The following is a 16,991-nucleotide window of genomic DNA, read 5'->3' as shown; positions in this document are numbered from 1 at the left end:
GGCCGACCCCGTCCGGCGTGCGCGGTGAGCCCGCCGCCGGCCCGGTCCGGGGACGTCCCTCCGGTCTCGAATCGGGGGACCCGGGGTCGCCGGGATAGGTTGGCCCGTCATGTGGTCTTTCAGTGCTTCCGGATGCCGGTGGCTGGGTGCGGGTGGGGCGCTCGCCGTCGCCGTCGGCGGCTGGGCCGCCGGAACACTGCCCGTCCGCGGGGGAGGAGCGCTGTGGGAGCCGCGCGGCTCCGCGCTCACCGTCGTCGGCGCCGTCCTCGCGTACCTCGGTCTGACCCTGCTCGTCGCCGCCTGGTGGCGCTACGGCGTCCTCCTCGCCCGGGGCCTGCGGGACGGGGTCCTCGCGACCCTCGCCTGCTGGACCGCGCCGCTGCTCCTCGCCCCGCCCCTGCACAGCGCCGACGTCTACAGCTACATCGCCCAGGGCGCGATGGTCCTCGAAGGCCACGACGTGTACGGCTCCGGGCCCTCCGTCCTCGGCCCCGGCGACCTCGGGTGGGACGCCGCGGCGAGCGTCGGCGGGAACTGGACCGACACCCCCGCGCCGTACGGACCCGCCTTCCTCCTCCTCGCCGCCGCCGTCGTGAAGGTGACCGGCGGGGCCGTCGTGCCCGCCGTCCTCGGCCTGCGCCTGATCGCCGTCGGCGCGCTCGCCCTGACGGTCTGGGCGGTCCGGGGGCTCGGCGGCGGGCCCGGCGGCCGGGACGGCGCGCTCTGGCTCGCCGCCCTCAACCCGCTGCTCCTGATCCACGTCGTCGGCGGCATGCACAACGACGGGCTGATGATCGGCCTCATGCTCGGCGGTGTCCTGCTCGCCACCCGGGGGCGGTGGGTGCTGGGCTCCGTCCTCGTCGGCCTCGCGATGATGGTCAAGTCCCCCGCGGCCGTCGCCCTGCTCTTCATCGGCGTGCTGCTCGCGCGCGGCGGCGGCGCGCGGGCCTTCCTGAAGGGCCTCGTCCTGCCCGGAGCCGTCGCGGGGGCCGTCGCGGCGGGGGCGTCGCTCCTCGCCGGGACCGGGTTCGGGTGGCTGCGGACGCAGAGCGTCGCCGCGGCCATCCACACCCCGCTGTCCCTCACGAGCGACCTCGGGCTCGCCCTCGGGCTGCTGTCCGGGGGCGAGGCGGAGCCCGTGAAGAGCGTCGTCCAGAAGCTGGGGCTCGTCGCGGCCCTCGCGGTCGTCGCGGTGCTCGCGTGGCGCGCGTACCGGGGCCGTCTCGACCCCGTCCTCGGCCTCGGGCTCTCCCTCGTCGCGCTCGTCGCGCTCTCGCCGATGGTCCAGCCCTGGTACCTGCTGTGGGGGACGGTCGTCGTCGCGGCGGCCGCCTGGCGCGGCCGGGCCGGCCAGGTCCTGGCCGTGCTGTCGGCCGCGCTCGTCTACGAGACGCAGCCCTCGGGGCACACGCCGTGGTACGGCTTCGTGCTGGCGGGACTCGTCCTGGCGGCGGGTCTGGTGTGGGTGCGGCGGGAGCCGTGGGCCGCCGGCCCCCTGCCGCGTCCGCCCGTGCCGCCCCAGCGCACCCGCGCCGCGCGGGAGGCGACGAGGGCCGCCGACTCAGCGGAGCTGCGTCCTCCGCACTGACCGGCCCGCCAGGACGTCCGTCCGGCGGCCGTCCTCCATGACGAACCTGCCGTCGACCAGGACGTGCGGGATGCCCACCGGAAGGGTGCGGGGGTTCTCGTACGTCGCCCCCGACGCGACCGTCGCCGGGTCGAAGAGGACCAGGTCCGCCACGTACCCCTCCCGCACCAGGCCCCGGTCCGGGAGCCGGAGCCGGGCCGCGGGCCGGGAGGTGAGGTGGGCGACGCACTCCTCCAGGGACAGCACGCCGAGCTCGCGCACGTACCGCCCCAGGTACTCGGGGAACGTGCCGTACGCGCGCGGGTGCGGCTTCAGCCCCTGGAGGATGCCGTCCGAGCCGCCCGTGTGCACCCGGTGGCGCATGATCGTCCGGACGTTCTCCTCATGGCCCACGTGCTGGAGGATCGTGGTGCCGAGCCGGTCCTCGACCAGCAGCCGGCGTGCGCTCGCCCAGCCGTCGAGCCGGCGGCCCACGTGGTCCGTCAGGGCCGGGTCCGTCACGCCCGAGACCTCGATCGTGGCCCAGTCGACCGGCACGCCGTGGCAGCCGTCCGAGCCGAGCTCCTCCAGGTGGTGCCGGATCCGCTCCGCCGTCGCGCCGTCGCGCAGCCGGGCCAGGGCGGCCTCCGGACCGCCCTCGCTCGCCCAGCTCGGCAGCAGCGCGAGCAGCGTCGTACTGCCCGGCGTGTACGGGTACGTGTCGAGGGAGAGGTCGGCGCCCGCGTCGAGGGCCGCGTCGAGGAGGGCCAGGAGCTCGCGGGCCCTGCCCTCGTTCACGCCGAAGTTCATGGTGGCGTGGGCCAGGTGCAGGGCGCAGCCCGCCTCCCGGGTCAGCGCCACCATCTCCTGGTACGCGCGGAGCGCCCCCGCCCCGTACGAGCGGTGGTGCGGGCAGTAGTAGCCGCCGTACTCCGCGACCACCCGGCACAGCTCGGTGAGCTCGGCGTCCGGCGCGTACATCCCCGGGGTGTAGGTGAGACCGGACGACATGCCGACCGCGCCCTGCTCCAGGCCCTCGGCGACCAGCCGCCGCATGCGGTCGAGCTCGGCCGCCGTCGCCGGGCGGTCCTCCCAGCCCATCGCGTACATGCGGACCGTGCCCTGGGGGACGAGGTACGCGGCGTTCACGGCGATGCCCCGGTCGAGCCGGTCCAGGTACTCGCCGACCGTGCGCCAGTCGAAGTCGACGGTCGTGTCCCCGGGCGCACCGCCGTTCCAGCCCGTGATCGCCCGGCGGACCTCGGCGAGCGTGCGGTCGTCCACCGGCGCGTACGACAGGCCGTCCTGGCCCAGCACCTCCAGGGTCACGCCCTGCGCGGCCTTCGCGCTGTGGTCCGGGTCGCGGAGCAGCGCGAGGTCGCTGTGGGCGTGCATGTCGATGAAACCGGGGGAGAGGACGAGGCCCTCGGCGTCCAGCACCCGGCGGGCGGTCGGGCGCTGACAGCCCGCCGCCGCGGCCTCCTTGACGATCGAGGCGATCCGGCCGCCCTCGATCGCGACGTCGGCCCGGTAGGAGTCGCCGCCGCTGCCGTCGACGACCTCCGCGTCACGGAAGACGAGGTCCATGTCCCTGCCCCCTCTGCCGGTCAGAAGAACGTGCGGATGTGGTCGACCACCGTGCCGTCCGCCTCGACGACCGGGATCAGCTGCCACTTGTCGAAGATCGTGCAGGGGTGGGACAGGCCCATCCCCACCCAGTCGCCGACCTCCAGGTCCGCGCCCGGCCCGGTCGCGAGCCAGGCGTGCTGGTCGGAGAGGCCCGTCACGGTGATGCCCTCGGCGGGGCGGATCCCGCCGGTGCGGCCGTCCCGGACCACCTGGGCCTCGGGGAGGTGCAGGTCGTGGGCGGCGTCCCGCTTGCCCGCGTTGGTGAAGGCCTGCTCGGCGGTGGGACGGGACACGACCTGGGACCAGAGACGGAAGGCGGGCTGGAGCGCGCCCTCCTCGGGGATCCGGTTGAAGGGGGTGCGGTCGCGGTACTGGCCGTCGTCGTGGGAGACGTACGCGCCGGAGCGCAGCAGCTTCAGGACGGGGAGGGAGAGGCCGGGGATCTCCGCGAAGACCTCGGCGACCGTGTCGAACCACTCGCTGCCGCCCGCGCTCACGACGATCTCGCCGACGGCCGGGTCGAAGCGGCCGGCCTTGTCGAAGTCGGCGGCGAGCGCGACGAGCCGGTGCAGCCACTCCCGCACCCGGCCGGCGTCGGCGCCCGGCATCGTGCCCTCGTACCCGGCGACGCCGACGAGCCGCAGGGTGGGGACGGCGGCGACCGCGTCGGCGACGGCGGCGCACTCCGCCTCGGTCCGCACGCCCGTCCGCCCCGCCGCGCCGGCGGCCAGCTCGACGACCACGTCCACGGGGCGGGACGCGCCCGCCGCGCGCAGGGCCTCGTCCATCAGCTCGACGCCGCGCACGGAGTCGACGTAGCAGACGAGGCGGAAGTCCGGGTCGGCGTCGAGTTCCGCGGCGAACCAGCGGAGGGCGACGGCGTCGACGAGCTCGTTCGCGAGGAAGATCCGGGCGATGCCGTGGGCGCGGTAGACGCGGGCCTGGTGCGGGACGGCGGCGGTGATGCCCCAGGCGCCGTGCTCCAGCTGGCGGTGGAAGAGCTGGGGGGCCATGGAGGTCTTGCCGTGCGGGGCGAACGCGAGGCCGTGGCGCTCGGCGTAGGTCTCCAGGAGGCGGAGGTTGTGCTCGACGGACTCGGCGGAGAGGGCGAGGACCGGGGTGGTGTAGCCGCCGGTGAAGAGGTTGCGCCGCTGGGCGGAGAGCTCGCCGACGGTCAGGCCCTCGGCGTCCGGGGGCAGCGCCTTGAAGCGGTGGTCGACGCGCTCGTTCGCCAGGTCGGGCATGAGGCCTCCTCATCGTGTGCGTTGCGGGATGTGCAACGCTCATTGCGCACAGTGCTCAGGGCTGTCTAACATCCGGGCCGAGGCCGGGTCAATGGACCCGTACGAGTCTGAGGGAGCCCGAGAGTGAGCGGACCCACGCCCGTGGACGGGCCCGTGGACCAGGCCCCCGACGTCGTCTGCCTCGGTGAGTCCATGGTCACCTTCCTGCCCTCGCGCCCGGGCCGCCTCGCCGACGTCCCCTCCTTCACCCGCGCGATCGGCGGCGCCGAGTCCAACGTCGCCTGCGCCCTGGCCGCCGCCGGGCACCGCGTCCGCTGGGTCGGCCGCGTCGGCCGGGACGGCTTCGGCGACCACCTCGTCTCCACCCTCGGCGGCCACGGCGTCGACGTCACCGCCGTCGGCCGCGACCCGCACCGGCCGACCGGCGTCTACTTCCGCACCGACCAGGACCGTGCCACCGACGCGCACGAGGTCGTCTACTACCGGGCCGGCTCGGCCGCCTCCGCGATGTCGCCGGCGACCGTCCCGTACGCCTCCGTCGGCGACGCCCGGATCCTCCACCTCACCGGCATCACGGCGGCGCTGTCCGCGGACTGCCTGGCGCTGATGCGGGAGCTCACGGCTCCTCGGCCCGGACGGCCCCTGGTGTCGTTCGACGTCAACCACCGGGCGGGGCTGTGGCGGGACGGCGCGGCCGCCGAGGTGCTCCTCGGCCTTGCCCGGGACGCGGACGTCGTCTTCGTCGGAGCGGACGAGGCGGAGCGTCTGTGGGGGACGGCGGACCCGGCGGCGATCCGGTCGCTTCTGAGGGAGCCGGCGGTGCTCGTGGTGAAGCGGGGCGGGGAGGACGCGGTGGCGTTCGAGCGCCGCGCGGGGGAAACGGCCCGGTGCGGCGGCCCCGCGCCCGGCACCGGTTTCGCACCCGTTCACGGCGCCGCCCCGCGCACCGCCCCCGACACCGTCACCCGCGCACCCGCCCCCCGCGTCGCCCCCGTCTCGCCCGTCGGGGCCGGGGACGCCTTCGCCGCCGGGTTCCTCTCCGCGACCCTCCGGGGGCTCGGGACGGTCGCGCGGCTCCGGCACGGGCATCTCGCGGCCGCCGCCGTGCTCACCGTCCCCGGGGACTTCGCCGCGCCGCCCCGCCGCGGCCACGCCGACCGCCTCGTGGCGCTCGACGCCGCGGCCTGGGGCACACTTCACCTCGGCCCCGGCTGGACGGGGGACGACCAGGAGGTACGTACGCCATGAGCCAGACCGTCGACCGGGCGCTCAGCATCCTGCCGCTGCTCGCCCAGGGGCCCGCCGACCTCGGCCAGGTCGCCGAGCGGCTAGGCGTCCACAAGTCCACGGCCCTGCGGCTGCTGCGCACGCTCCACGAGCACGGGCTCGTCCACCGGCAGCAGGACCAGCGCTACCGCCTCGGCGCCCGGCTCTTCGCGCTCGCGCAGGAGGCCGTCGAGAACCTCGACGTCCGCGAGATCGCCCACCCCTACCTCACCGCCCTCAACGAGCGGATCGGGCACACGATCCACCTCGCGGTGTACGAGGAGGGCGAGGTCGTCTACATCGACAAGGTCGAGAGCCGCTACCCCGTCCGCATGTACTCGCGCATCGGCAAGCCCGTCGCGATCACCGTCGCCGCCGTCGCGAAGCTGCTCCTCGCCGACCTGCCCGAGACCGAGCGGCGCGCCGTCGCCGTCAAGCTCGACTACCCCCCGTACACGCCCCGTTCGACGCCGAACGCCGCCGCGTTCCTGAAGGAGCTGGCGACCGTGCGCGAACAGGGCTGGGCCACCGACCTCGGTGGCCACGAGGAGTCCATCAACTGCGTCGGCGCCCCCATCCGCGGTGCCGACGGGCGCGTCGTCGCCGCCATGTCGGTCTCGGCGCCCAATGTGGTCGTCACCGCCGAGGAACTCCTCACCCTCCTCCCGCAGGTGCGCGACACCGCGGACGCCATCAGCCGCGAGTACTCCGGCACCGCCCCGACGAAGGAAGCCAGCGCATGACCGAGAAGACCGCCCTCACGCCCGCCACCCACACCGCCCCGCCCGCGAAGTTCTCGCACGGCGTGCGGAAGGGCAACATCCTCCAGGTCGCCGGCCAGGTCGGTTTCCTCCCCGCCGTCGAGGGCCAGGCCCCGACGGTCGCGGGCCCGACCCTGCGCGACCAGACCCTCCAGACCTTCGCCAACGTCAAGGCGATCCTGGAGGAGGGCGGCGCGACCTGGGACGACGTGATGATGATGCGCGTCTACCTCACGGACGTGGACCACTTCGCCGAGATGAACGCGATCTACAACCAGTACTTCCAGGAGGAGGGCCTCAAGGCCCCCGCCTCCGCCCGCACCACCGTCTACGTCGGTCTCCCGGCCGGGCTCCTCATCGAGATCGACGCGCTCGCCGTCCTCGGCTGAGCCGGGACGCGCGAGGTGCCCCGGCGGTGGTCCGCCGGGGCACCCGCGTCATGCCGTACGGAGCGTCAGGCCGCGCAGTACTGGGCCTGCTTGCCGATCGAGCGGTACATGCAGTCGGCGTTCTCCAGGAGCTGGAGGACGGCCTCGCGGTTGCGGCTCGTCTCGCGGTCGATGACCTCGTCGGGCGGGTAGAAGCCGCCGCCGCCGTTCGACGGGTACATCTCGAAGGTGTACGCGAAGATCTTCTGCGTGCCCCACAGGTAGTCGTCGATCGAGCCGTCCGTGATGTACAGGTCGCTGGACTGCTCGGGCGTGTACCCGTTGCTCGCCGCCATCGAGCGGCCGATCGTCGCGAAGGCGTCGCGGTCGTCCTGCGTCATGCCGGTGGCGGTGTCGGCCGTGGTCCAGCCGAAGGGCCAGAGGACCAGCTCGCTGTACGTGTGGAAGTCGATGGCCGCCTTGATCTGCTGCTTGCCGCCGACCACCCGGGACCGGACGAAGTCGGACACGACCTTCACCTCGGGAGCGGACTCGGGCGCCGCGCCCCGGTAGGTCTCGGAGCTCTTCGAGCCGGAGGAGCCGCCGCAGCAGCCCCACTTGAAGTCCCAGTTCCGGTTCAGGTCCGTGCCGATGTAGGAGGAGCCGGAGTTGGGCTGCCGGTTCTTGCGCCAGCTGCGGTAGGAGCCGCTCGCGATGTCGTACTCGCCGCCGTCCGGGTTGAGGTCCGGGACGATCCAGATCTCGCGGCCGTTCACCATGCTCGTGATCCGCGGGTCGCTGCCGTAGCCGGCGCCGAGCTCGCGCAGGAGGTAGAGCGCCATCTCGACGGTGAGGTGCTCGCGGGCGTGCTGGTGGTGGGTGAAGAGGACCTCGGGCTCGTTCTCGTCGGTGGCGACGTTGTCGCTGACCTTGATGGCGACGATGTCCCGGCCCTGGTACGTCTTCCCGATGACCCGCCTGCTCATGATCGAGGGGTAGGCGGCGAGGCGCTGGTCGATCTCCGCGGTCATCTCCGCGTAGTTGTGGTACTTCGCGTCGGCGGAGGGGAAGTCGGCCGGGCCGAGCGCCTTGTCGGCCTCGGTGGCGCGGTTCGGCGGGCCGGGCAGGGCGACCGGCCTGTAGCCGAGGGCCTTGAGCCGGGCGAGCTGCTCGGTGTTGGCGCTGACGACGACCGAGCGGGCGTCGACCTCGTCGATCGAGACGCCGGTGGCGGTCAGCGCGGTGCGGGCGGCCGGGGTGGACGGTCCGGCGATCTCGTACTGCCGGATCACCTCCTCGGCGCCGGACGCGATGCGGGCGGCGGTCGGCGCCGGGTCGGCCCCGGCGGGCGTGCTGAGCGCGGAGAGGGGCGCCGCGAGGGCGAACGCCACGAGGGCCGCGAGGGTGGCGGTCCTTCTGCCGCGGGTGGGACGTCGCATGCTGTCTCCTGGGTGGGGAGTGTGGGGGAGTGCGACCAAGTCGTGCGGGTGTCCGGGCACATGGTCCGGCTATGTCATGGACCGGTCAAGGTGTGGAGTTCGGCCATACTGTCCCGCGTGGGGACCCTCATCGGTAGATACGTCATCGAGCACAAGCTAGGCGAAGGCGGCATGGGCACCGTCTATCTGGCCCGATCGCGTGGCGGGCGCGCCGTCGCCGTCAAGGTCGCCCGGCCGGAACTCGCCTCCGACCCGGCCTTCCGCGCCCGCTTCCGCGCCGAGGTCGCGGCGGCCCGGCAGGTCGGCGGATTCCACACCGCCCAGGTCGTCGACGCGGACCCCGAGGCGGAGGCCCCCTGGCTCGCCACCGCCTACGTCCCGGGCCCCACCCTCTCCGCGCTCGTCACCGCCGAGGGCCCCCTGGGCGAGGCGCGGCTGCGCGCGCTCGGGGCCGCGCTCGCCGAGGCCCTGGAGGCCATCCACGCCTGCGGGCTCGTCCACCGCGACCTCAAGCCCGGCAACATCGTCATGGCCCCCGACGGACCGCGCGTCCTCGACTTCGGCATCGCGCGCGCCCTGGAGTCGACCCGGCTCACCGCCACCGGCAGCGCCTTCGGCACCCCCGGGTACCTCGCCCCCGAGCAGGCCCTCGGCGAGGAGGTCACCGGCGCGGCCGACGTGTTCGCGCTGGGCGCCGTCCTGGTGGCCGCGGCGGGCGGGCGGCCCTTCGGGGACGGGACGCCGATGGGGCTCATGTACCGGTCCGTGCACGAGGCCCCCGACCTCGGCGCCGTACCGGAGGCGCTGCGCGGGATCGTGGGGCGCTGCCTCGCCAAGGATCCCGCCGAACGGCCCACGCCGGACGCCCTGATGGACGAGCTGGCGGGGACCCCCGGCGACTCCGCTCCCGCGCCCCCGTCGGTCCCGGACCCCCGGGTGGCGCAGGGGCCCGTCGACGCGGGGCCGCCCGCGCCCGGCTCCGGCGGGGTCCAGGACGCCGTGCCCGCGCCCGGCTCCGGTGGGGTCCAGGACGCCCTACACGTGCCCGCGCCCGCGCCCGTGCTCGTACAGGCGCCCGCGCCCGTACCCGTACCGCATCCCGCCTACCGTTCCGTCCCGCCGCCGCCCCTCGCCCCGCCGCCGCCCGCGCCGGACTTCGCCGCCGCCGACCGGAACTCGGGCGTCGCCGTCGACGGGTCCGGCGTGTCCCTGCACTTCTTCGGCGAGGAGGCGGACTTCCTCTGGAGCGAGATCGGGGCCGTACGGTACGAGCGCGTCCGGCGCGACCGGGTGCTGCGCGTCGCCGTCACCCTCTACGACGGCTCGGTCTGGGACTGCGAGGTCGACGGGCGCCGGGCCGGCCGGGTCGACGAGTGGATCCGCCTGCTCGACCCGGTGCTGCGCCACTACCTGCCCGCCTGACGGAACGGCGCAGCGCCGCCGGGGGAGCGGCGGCGCTGCGCTGGCTTCGGGGGCTTCCGAGACCTCCGGGGGCACCCCGGGTTCCGCTACGGCAGGCCGTGCACGTGCGGGCCCACCGCGTTCGACCAGGCGTTGCCGGCCGTCGCGTCCCAGTTGGTCGACCAGGTCATGGCGCCGCGCAGCGACGGCCAGGTCTGGGCCGGCTTGAAGGTGCCGCAGCCGGTGCCCTTGGTGAGGCAGTCGAGCGCGTTCTTCACGATCTGCGGGTCGACGTAGCCGCTGCCCGCGCCCCGCGTGGAGGCCGGGACGCCCAGGCCGACCTGCGACGGGGCGAGGCCGCCCTGGAGCTGGATGCAGGCGAGCGCGGTGAGGAAGTCCACCGAGCCCTGGCTGTAGACCTTGCCGTCGCAGCCGAGCATCGAACCGCTGTTGTAGTACTGGGTGTTGACCACCGTGAGGATGTCCTTCACGGCGAGCGCGGTCTTGAAGTACTCCGAGCTCGTGTTCTGCATGTCGATGGTCTGCGGGGCCATCGTCAGGACCATCGAGGAGCCCGCCTTGGCGGAGAGCTGGCGCAGCGCCTTGGTGAGGTACGTGGCGTTGACGCCGTGCTCCAGGTCGATGTCGACGCCGTTGAAGCCGTACTCCTGCATCAGGGCGTACGCGCTGTCGGCGAAGGCGGTCGCGGTGGCGTCGCTGTTGATCGTGACGTTGCCCTTCTCGCCGCCGACCGAGAGGATCACGGACTTGCCGGCCGCCTTCTTGGCGGCGACGTCGGCCTTGAAGTCGGCGGCCGAGGCGTAGCCGACGGCCGGGTCGAGGTTGAAGGTGATCTGGCCGGGCGTGGCCGTCGAGTCGGCGAACGAGACCGCGATGATGTCGTACGCGGCCTGGACGTCCCGCAGCTTCTGCTTCGCGGCGCCGTTGTCGAAGTTCTGCCAGTAGCCGGTGACGGCGTGCTTGGGCACGGCCGGGCCGGGGCCCGGGTCGGTGGCCTTGGAGGTGCGGGCCGACACGGCGGCGGACTTCGCGGACTCGCCCGCGGAGTTCGTCGCGGAGACCTGGAACTGGTACGCGGTGTCGGCGGTGAGCCCGGTGACGGTGGCCGAGGTGCCGCTCACCGTCTGCGGGGTGGCGCCGTCCAGGTAGACCTTGTAGGCCGTGGCGCCGTTGACCGCGCCCCAGCTCAGGGCCACGGAGCTCGTGGTGACCGTGCCGGCGGAGAGACCGGCCGGGGTGGACGGGACGACCGGGTCGGGGTCCTGGCCGCCGCCCCCGTCGGGCCCGAAGACGCTCACGTCGTCCACGAGGTAGGGGGAGGTGCCGTACCAGCCGTGGGTGTAGATCTCCACCGAGGTGGTGCTCGCGCCGGTGGTGAAGGTGGTGGTGAGCTGCTTCCAGGAGGGGCTGTCCGGCGTCCAGGTGGAGACGGTGCCGGTGCCGGTCCCGGTGTTGTTCGCGCCGAGGTAGGCGTAGCCGCCCTGGACCCAGGCGCTCAGCGTGTAGGTCGAGTTGGGCTTCACGGCGACGGTCTGCACGCATTTCGCGTTGTCGAGGCCGGCCGGGGCGGCCCGCAGGGCGCCGGTGCCGGTGCGGACCGGCGAGGAGACGGCGGAGCCGCTCCCGGCGGAGCAGGCCCAGTTGGCGAGGCCGTTCTCGAATCCGGCGTTCTTGGCGACGTTGACGTCCGCCGCCTGTGCGGTGCCGGCTCCGCCGACGAGGACGAGCCCGGAGCCGACGGCGAGCGCGAGGGCTCCGGCGAGCCGGCGCCGTCCGGTCGGGCGGGTGGTGGTGCGGTCCACGTGCATCCTCCGGTGGGGGAGTTGGGGATGTGGAGGTGCCGTACGTCGTCGTACGGAGGGGAGGTGCGGGTACGGGGGTACCGGCGGTGGCCACCGCTGTCGCAACAAGTTGGTCCAGACCAATCGCGTTGTCAATACCTCCGGCACCGGAGGGAGTTCGCCCAGGGCGGCGCGGACGGCGCCAGGGCCCGAGGTCAGAGCGCAAATTAGTGGTGACAGCTTGGCGGATTGTCTGTTCACCACCCCGGGAGACGTGGATAAGGTGCAGAGACGGCGGCACCCTGCGGTGACGCCGCGAACGCGGTAAGTGATCCGCGGCCCCCGGGACGCCGGAGGCCGGAGGGGACGGGGGGTCCGACGTGGCTACAGCGATCGCCGTCACCAGCACCGACCTGGTGCTGCCGCCGGCCGACCCCCACACCCCCCAGGCGGCCGTCCTCCCGCCCCCCGAGGCCCGCTCGCTCGACGCCTCCCTCGCGGACATGCAGCAGCTCCTCGCCCGCCACGGACACGTGGTCGTCGTCTGCCCCACCTCCGCGCCGCCCGCCGTCGAGCACCGCCTGCGCGCCGTCCGCGCCCTCCTGGAGAGCGACCGGATCGCCCTGGTCGCGACCGACCTGCCGCCGCTCGGCGCGGCCGTCCTCGTCCGCCAGCTGCGCCAGCTCGCCGGCTGCGACTTCAGCCCCGGAGTCCTCGCCTCCGCCGCCCGGCTGCTCGCCCACTACATCTACGCCGGCGCCGTCCTCGGCTCCGTCTCCCGCCTCGACCGCGTCCCCGTCAGCCTCGGCTCGCACCTCAAGGGCTGGCTCCCCGGCGCCCACTTCGCCGTCCTCGCCGGACCCACGCCCCAGCTCGTACGGCTCGGCGCCGGGGAGGAGCGCCTCGCCGGACCGGAGTTCGGCACCGAACTCCTCCTCGCCCGCGGCCAGCTCCAGACCGACTGGCCCACCAGCACCCTCGTCCCCGCGTGGCGGATCCCCGGACCCGTGCACGAGACGCCCCTGCCCGCGTCCTCGCCCGGCTGGTGGGGCACCGGCAAGCTCGTCGAGTTCGCCGCGTACCTGCCGGACCTGTCCGTCCTCCACCAGCTCGTCTCCTCCGTACGCCGGGAGGCCTGCCACTGGTGCGGGATGGAGCTCATCGGCGACCGCTGCGGCTTCTGCGCCGCGCCGCTGCCCCCGGCGGCCCCGTCACCACCGCCCGACCACGGCGGCGCGTACGCCCTCGGGCCGGGGACGCGCCCGGGCCCGCACGCCCTCGGCCCCGCGGCGCCGTCCGGTGCACACGCCCGCGCCCTGGGGCCCGGCACCGGTTCCGCCCGCGCCGCGCTGCCGTGAGCGGTCCCGTGCCCGCCCGCCCCCGCCCCCGCCCCACGTCTCCGATCGAGGAAGTACGGTCATGAACTCCCGTCAGCGCCGCGGCGTGATCCTGCTGCTGCTCTCCGTCCTGTGCGCCCTCGGCGCCTTCGCCGGCGTGCTCGCCGTCATCAGCGACGTGAACTCGAAGGTCGGCCCGGAGACCACGGCGTACCGGCTCAGCAGGGACGTGGCTCCCTACAAGCCCCTGAGCGCGAACCAGTTCGAGAAGATCACCATGCCGAAGCGCTGGCTCTCCGCCACCGCCGTCACGGACCTCCGCCAGATCGAGGGCAAGATCGCCGTCACCACGCTCAAGGCCGGTTCCCTGCTCCAGAGCGACATGATCGTCGAACGGCCCCGGCTGAAGCCGGGGGAGCAGGAGATCGCGATCATGATCGACGCCGCCACCGGCGTCGCCGGCAAGATCAACACCGGCTCCACCGTCAACATCTACGCCACCTTCGCCGGCGAGAAGAAGGGCGACCCCGACCAGTCCCGGATGATCGTCGCCGGCGCCCGCGTCCTCGACGTCGGCCGCCTCACCCCCGCCGCCGAGAGCAACGACCGGGCCGGCCGGGCCACCTCCACCGTCCCCATCACCTTCGCGCTCTCCACCCTCGACACCCAGCGCGTCGCGTACGCCGAGTCCTTCGCCGCACACGTACGCCTCGCCCTCGTCGCCCCGTCCGCGGACGGCAGCCCGGGCGGCACCCCGGCCGACAAGGGCGACCGCACCTACACGCTCGACAAGGACAAGTGAGGCCGGTATGACCACCAGGATCCTGCCGGCCGTCGGCGACCCCGACGCGGCCCGGTCCGTCAGCACGCTGCTCAGCCAGCTCCCCGACGCCGAACCCGCCCCGCCGGTCGCCGACTCCACCCAGCTCGTCGACAGCCTCGCCCGCCTCGCCGCCGCCTCCGTCGACGAACTCCCCGAGGTCGTCCTCGTCCACGAGCGGATCGGCCCCGTCCCCGCGCTCGAACTCGTCCGCGAGGTCGCCCTCCGCTTCCCCGCCGTCGGCGTCGTCCTCATCACCGCCGACGCCAGCCCCGTCCTCTTCGCCGCCGCCATGGACTCCGGCGCCCGCGGCATCGTCACCCTGCCCCTCGGCTACGAGGAGCTCGCCAGCCGCGTCCAGGCCGCCGCCCAGTGGTCCCTGGGCGTCCGCCGCCACCTCGGCGGCGGCGCCGAGCGCATCACCGGCCCCGGCGGCACCGTCGTCACCGTCAGCGGCGCCAAGGGCGGCGTCGGCGCCACCGTCACCGCCGTCCACCTCGCCCTCGCCGCCCAGGCCTCCGGGCGCAGCGTCGCCCTCGTCGACATGGACCTCCAGAGCGGCGACATCGCCTCCTACCTCGACGTCCAGTTCCGCCGCTCCGTCGCCGACCTCGCCACCATCGCCGACATCTCGCCCCGCGTCCTCCAGGACGCCGTCTTCGTCCACGAGACCGGCCTCTCGCTGCTCCTCGCCCCGGCGGAGGGCGAGCGCGGCGAGGAGGTCACCGACCGTGCCGCCCGCCAGGTCGTCAGCGCCCTGCGCGGGCGCCACGAGGTCGTCGTCCTCGACTGCGGCTCCCGCCTCGACAGCGCCAACGCCGCCGCGATCGAGATGGCCGACACCGCCCTCCTCGTCACCACGCCGGACGTGGTCGCCGTCCGCGCCGCCAAGCGGACCGTACGGATGTGGGAACGGCTCCAGGTCCGCAAGGCCGAGGAGACCGTCACCCTCGTCAACCGCCACCACCGCTCCACCGAGATCCAGCCGCCGCTCGTCCAGAAGATCACCGGCACGCGGACGGCGGGCGTCGCCGTCCCGGCCCAGTACAAGGAGCTCCAGGCCGTCGTCGACGCCGGCCGCCTCCACGAACTCGACGCCAGGTCGACCGTCAAGCAGGCCCTGTGGAGCCTCGCCGGCGAACTGGGCCTGGTCCAGACGGCCGGACAGCCCGGCAAGGAGCTCGCCCGCGCGGGCGACCGGGGCTCCCTGGGCCTGCGCCGCCGCACCGGGGGACGCTGAACGATGAGCGCGCACCGGGACGACGACAGGGGGCAGGTGGCGGTGGAGTTCCTCGGCATGGTGCCGCTGATCCTGCTCACCCTGGCCCTGCTGTGGCAGGTCGTCCTGGTCGGCTACACGTACACCCTGGCGGGGAACGCGGCGGACGAGGCGGCGCGGGCCGGTGCCGTCGGCGACGACTGCGAGGAGGCGGGCAGGCGGCACCTGGACGGGGCCTGGCTGGACGGGGCCCGGGTGAGCTGCCCGACGGGCGACGGGATGGTGACCGCGGTCGTCAGCCTCGAAGTCCCGGCACTGGTCCCGGGAGTGGGCGGCCTCTTCCGGGTGGACGGCAAGGCGGGCGCGATCTCGGAGGTTCCCGCACCATGAGCGAACGACCAGGCGGGAAGCCCCGCGACCGCGGCCAGGCCGCCATCGAGTACCTCGGGTTCCTGCCCATCCTGCTGCTCGTCGGGCTCGCGGGCCTCCAGCTCGGCGTCGCCGCGTACGCGGCCCAGCAGGCCGGCACGGCGGCACGCGCGGCCGCACGGGCGGCGAGCAGCGACGCGGAGGACGGGCCCGACCCCGTCGCGGCCGGCTTCGCCGCCGCCTCCTGGGCCACCGACGTGAAGGTCGACCCGTCCGGAGGGGAGGCCGTTGCCACCGTGACCGTACGCATCCCCTCGGTCGTCCCCTTCTGGAGCTTCGACCCCGTACGGAAGACCGCCACCATGCCGATGCCCGAGTCGCCCGAGGAGGACCTGCCATGAGCCTGCGCGCCCGGATCAACGCCCCCGAGGAGAGCGGTGCCGCGGCCGCTCGGGAGGACGGGCACCTCGTCGCCGCCTTCCGGGCGAAGCTCCTGGAGGAGATCGACCTCACCGAGATGTCCGCGCTCGCGGCGGCCGAGCGCCGGGCCCGCCTGGAGCGCGTCCTCGGCCACATCATCAGCCGCGAGGGCCCGGTCCTCTCCACGGCCGAGCGCTCCCAGCTGATCCGCCGCGTCGTCGACGAGGCCCTCGGGCTCGGCGTCCTCGAACCGCTCCTCGAAGACGCCTCCATCACCGAGATCATGGTCAACGGCCCCGACCAGATCTTCATCGAGCGCGGCGGCCGGGTCGAACTCCTCCCGCTCCGCTTCGCCTCCCACGAGCAGCTCATGCAGACCATCGAGCGGATCGTCTCCACCGTCAACCGGCGCGTCGACGAGTCGAACCCGATGGTCGACGCCAGGCTCCCCTCCGGCGAGCGCGTCAACGTGATCATCCCGCCGCTCTCCCTCACCGGCGCGACCCTCACCATCCGCCGCTTCCCCCGCGCCTACACGCTCCACGAGATGATCGGCCTCGGCTCCCTCGACGAGCAGATGCTGCTCCTGCTCTCCGGGCTCGTACAGGCCAAGTTCAACCTGATCGTCTCGGGCGCCACCGGCACCGGGAAGACCACCCTCCTCAACGCCCTCTCCGGCCTCGTCCCGGACGGCGAGCGGATCATCACCATCGAGGACTCGGCCGAGCTCCAGCTCCAGCAGTCCCACGTCATCCGCCTGGAGGCCCGCCCGCCGAACATCGAGGGCCGGGGCGCCATCTCCATCCGGGACCTCGTCCGCAACTCCCTGCGCATGCGCCCCGACCGCATCATCGTCGGCGAGGTCCGCGGCGGCGAGACGCTCGACATGCTCCAGGCCATGTCCACCGGCCACGACGGCTCGCTCGCCACCGTCCACGCGAACTCGGCCGAGGACGCCCTGATGCGGCTCCAGACCCTCGCGTCGATGTCCGAGGTGAAGGTGCCGTTCGAGGCGCTCCGCGACCAGATCAACAGCGCGGTCGACGTCCTGGTGCAGCTGACCCGCCACCCGGACGGCACCCGCCGAGTCACCGAGATCTCCGTCCTCGCCTCGCACGGCAGGGAGCGCTTCCTGCTGGCCACGGTCTGCCGCTTCCAGGCCGAACCGGTCGCGGCGGACGGGCGGGTGTACGGGCGGTTCACCTACCACCCCCTGCCCCGGCGCGTCGCCGAGCGCCTGTACCTGGCGGGGCAGCCCATCCCGCAGGCCTTCGGCGTGGCCGCGACGGACGCCCATCTGGCCACCCGAGAGGCGGAGTGATGACCGAGGACCCGACCTGGCGACCGGG

15 protein-coding genes are annotated in these 16,991 nt (G+C 74.1%); 11 read left to right on the top strand and 4 right to left on the bottom strand.

Features of this window, described 5'->3' with window-relative positions:
• Positions 1–109: 109 nt before the first annotated feature.
• Positions 110–1,588, top strand: coding sequence for a polyprenol phosphomannose-dependent alpha 1,6 mannosyltransferase MptB (gene mptB / locus ACFV2S_RS30905; protein WP_385566382.1), 1,479 nt, complete (start codon positions 110–112; stop codon positions 1,586–1,588).
• Here the strand turns inward: mptB and ACFV2S_RS30900 are convergent.
• Both ACFV2S_RS30900 and ACFV2S_RS30895 read right to left on the bottom strand, forming a co-directional pair.
• Positions 1,562–3,154 (bottom strand): amidohydrolase family protein, encoded by a 1,593-nt coding sequence (locus ACFV2S_RS30900; RefSeq protein WP_385566378.1) that lies wholly within the window; start codon positions 3,152–3,154, stop codon positions 1,562–1,564. The two genes, mptB and ACFV2S_RS30900, sit on opposite strands and share 27 nt — an antisense overlap.
• A gap of 20 nt (positions 3,155–3,174) precedes the next feature.
• Positions 3,175–4,440: an alanine racemase gene (locus ACFV2S_RS30895; protein WP_385566374.1), complete on the bottom strand. Its 1,266-nt coding sequence runs from the start codon at positions 4,438–4,440 to the stop codon at positions 3,175–3,177.
• Between the two features lie 123 nt (positions 4,441–4,563).
• Between ACFV2S_RS30895 and ACFV2S_RS30890 the strand changes: the two genes are divergently transcribed.
• The 3 genes from ACFV2S_RS30890 to ACFV2S_RS30880 are packed head-to-tail and all read left to right on the top strand — an operon-like array spanning position 4,564 to position 6,856.
• Complete coding sequence (locus ACFV2S_RS30890) at positions 4,564–5,688, top strand: sugar kinase (RefSeq protein ID WP_385566370.1); 1,125 nt, start codon at positions 4,564–4,566, stop codon at positions 5,686–5,688.
• Positions 5,685–6,449 carry an IclR family transcriptional regulator gene (locus ACFV2S_RS30885; protein WP_385566365.1) on the top strand — a complete coding sequence of 255 codons (765 nt, stop codon included), beginning with the start codon at positions 5,685–5,687 and terminating at the stop codon, positions 6,447–6,449. The genes ACFV2S_RS30890 and ACFV2S_RS30885 overlap by 4 nt, the downstream gene beginning before the upstream one ends.
• Positions 6,446–6,856, top strand: coding sequence for a RidA family protein (locus tag ACFV2S_RS30880; RefSeq protein ID WP_383792349.1), 411 nt, complete (start codon positions 6,446–6,448; stop codon positions 6,854–6,856). Before ACFV2S_RS30885 ends, ACFV2S_RS30880 begins: the two co-directional genes overlap by 4 nt.
• A gap of 65 nt (positions 6,857–6,921) precedes the next feature.
• Here ACFV2S_RS30880 and ACFV2S_RS30875 read toward each other — a convergent pair whose 3' ends face one another.
• Positions 6,922–8,274, bottom strand: coding sequence for a M14 family metallopeptidase (locus tag ACFV2S_RS30875; RefSeq protein WP_385566361.1), 1,353 nt, complete (start codon positions 8,272–8,274; stop codon positions 6,922–6,924).
• A gap of 117 nt (positions 8,275–8,391) precedes the next feature.
• Between ACFV2S_RS30875 and ACFV2S_RS30870 the strand changes: the two genes are divergently transcribed.
• On the top strand, positions 8,392–9,696 hold the full coding sequence (locus ACFV2S_RS30870; protein WP_385566357.1) for a serine/threonine-protein kinase: 1,305 nt from the start codon (positions 8,392–8,394) through the stop codon (positions 9,694–9,696).
• A gap of 86 nt (positions 9,697–9,782) precedes the next feature.
• Here the strand turns inward: ACFV2S_RS30870 and ACFV2S_RS30865 are convergent, their stop codons facing one another.
• The gene (locus tag ACFV2S_RS30865) at positions 9,783–11,504 is read right to left on the bottom strand and encodes a chitinase (protein WP_385566353.1); all 1,722 of its coding nucleotides are present in this window, start codon (positions 11,502–11,504) and stop codon (positions 9,783–9,785) included.
• 353 nt (positions 11,505–11,857) lie between these two features.
• Between ACFV2S_RS30865 and ACFV2S_RS30860 the strand changes: the two genes are divergently transcribed.
• The 6 genes from ACFV2S_RS30860 to ACFV2S_RS30835 all read left to right on the top strand — a co-directional run bounded on the left by ACFV2S_RS30860 (position 11,858) and on the right by ACFV2S_RS30835 (position 16,963).
• Complete coding sequence (locus tag ACFV2S_RS30860; protein WP_385566349.1) at positions 11,858–12,835, top strand: hypothetical protein; 978 nt, start codon at positions 11,858–11,860, stop codon at positions 12,833–12,835.
• A 61-nt stretch (positions 12,836–12,896) separates the two neighbouring features.
• A complete protein-coding gene (cpaB, locus tag ACFV2S_RS30855; RefSeq protein WP_385566344.1) occupies positions 12,897–13,616 on the top strand; it encodes a Flp pilus assembly protein CpaB in 720 nt (239 codons plus the stop codon).
• Positions 13,617–13,623: 7 nt separating this feature from the next.
• Positions 13,624–14,874: a CpaE family protein gene (locus ACFV2S_RS30850; RefSeq protein ID WP_385566340.1), complete on the top strand. Its 1,251-nt coding sequence runs from the start codon at positions 13,624–13,626 to the stop codon at positions 14,872–14,874.
• 3 nt (positions 14,875–14,877) lie between these two features.
• Positions 14,878–15,243, top strand: a complete 366-nt coding sequence (locus ACFV2S_RS30845) for a TadE/TadG family type IV pilus assembly protein (protein ID WP_385566337.1) — start codon at positions 14,878–14,880, stop codon at positions 15,241–15,243.
• Positions 15,240–15,623: a TadE/TadG family type IV pilus assembly protein gene (locus ACFV2S_RS30840; protein ID WP_385566332.1), complete on the top strand. Its 384-nt coding sequence runs from the start codon at positions 15,240–15,242 to the stop codon at positions 15,621–15,623. The genes ACFV2S_RS30845 and ACFV2S_RS30840 overlap by 4 nt, the downstream gene beginning before the upstream one ends.
• The gene (locus ACFV2S_RS30835) at positions 15,620–16,963 is read left to right on the top strand and encodes a CpaF family protein (RefSeq protein WP_383790040.1); all 1,344 of its coding nucleotides are present in this window, start codon (positions 15,620–15,622) and stop codon (positions 16,961–16,963) included. Before ACFV2S_RS30840 ends, ACFV2S_RS30835 begins: the two co-directional genes overlap by 4 nt.
• Positions 16,964–16,991 lie beyond the last annotated feature (28 nt).

The sequence above is a fragment of the Streptomyces sp. NPDC059695 genome, from assembly GCF_042733785.1.
Taxonomy (GTDB): Bacteria; Actinomycetota; Actinomycetes; order Streptomycetales; family Streptomycetaceae; genus Streptomyces.
This window is presented reverse-complemented; position numbering and strand designations above follow the sequence as displayed.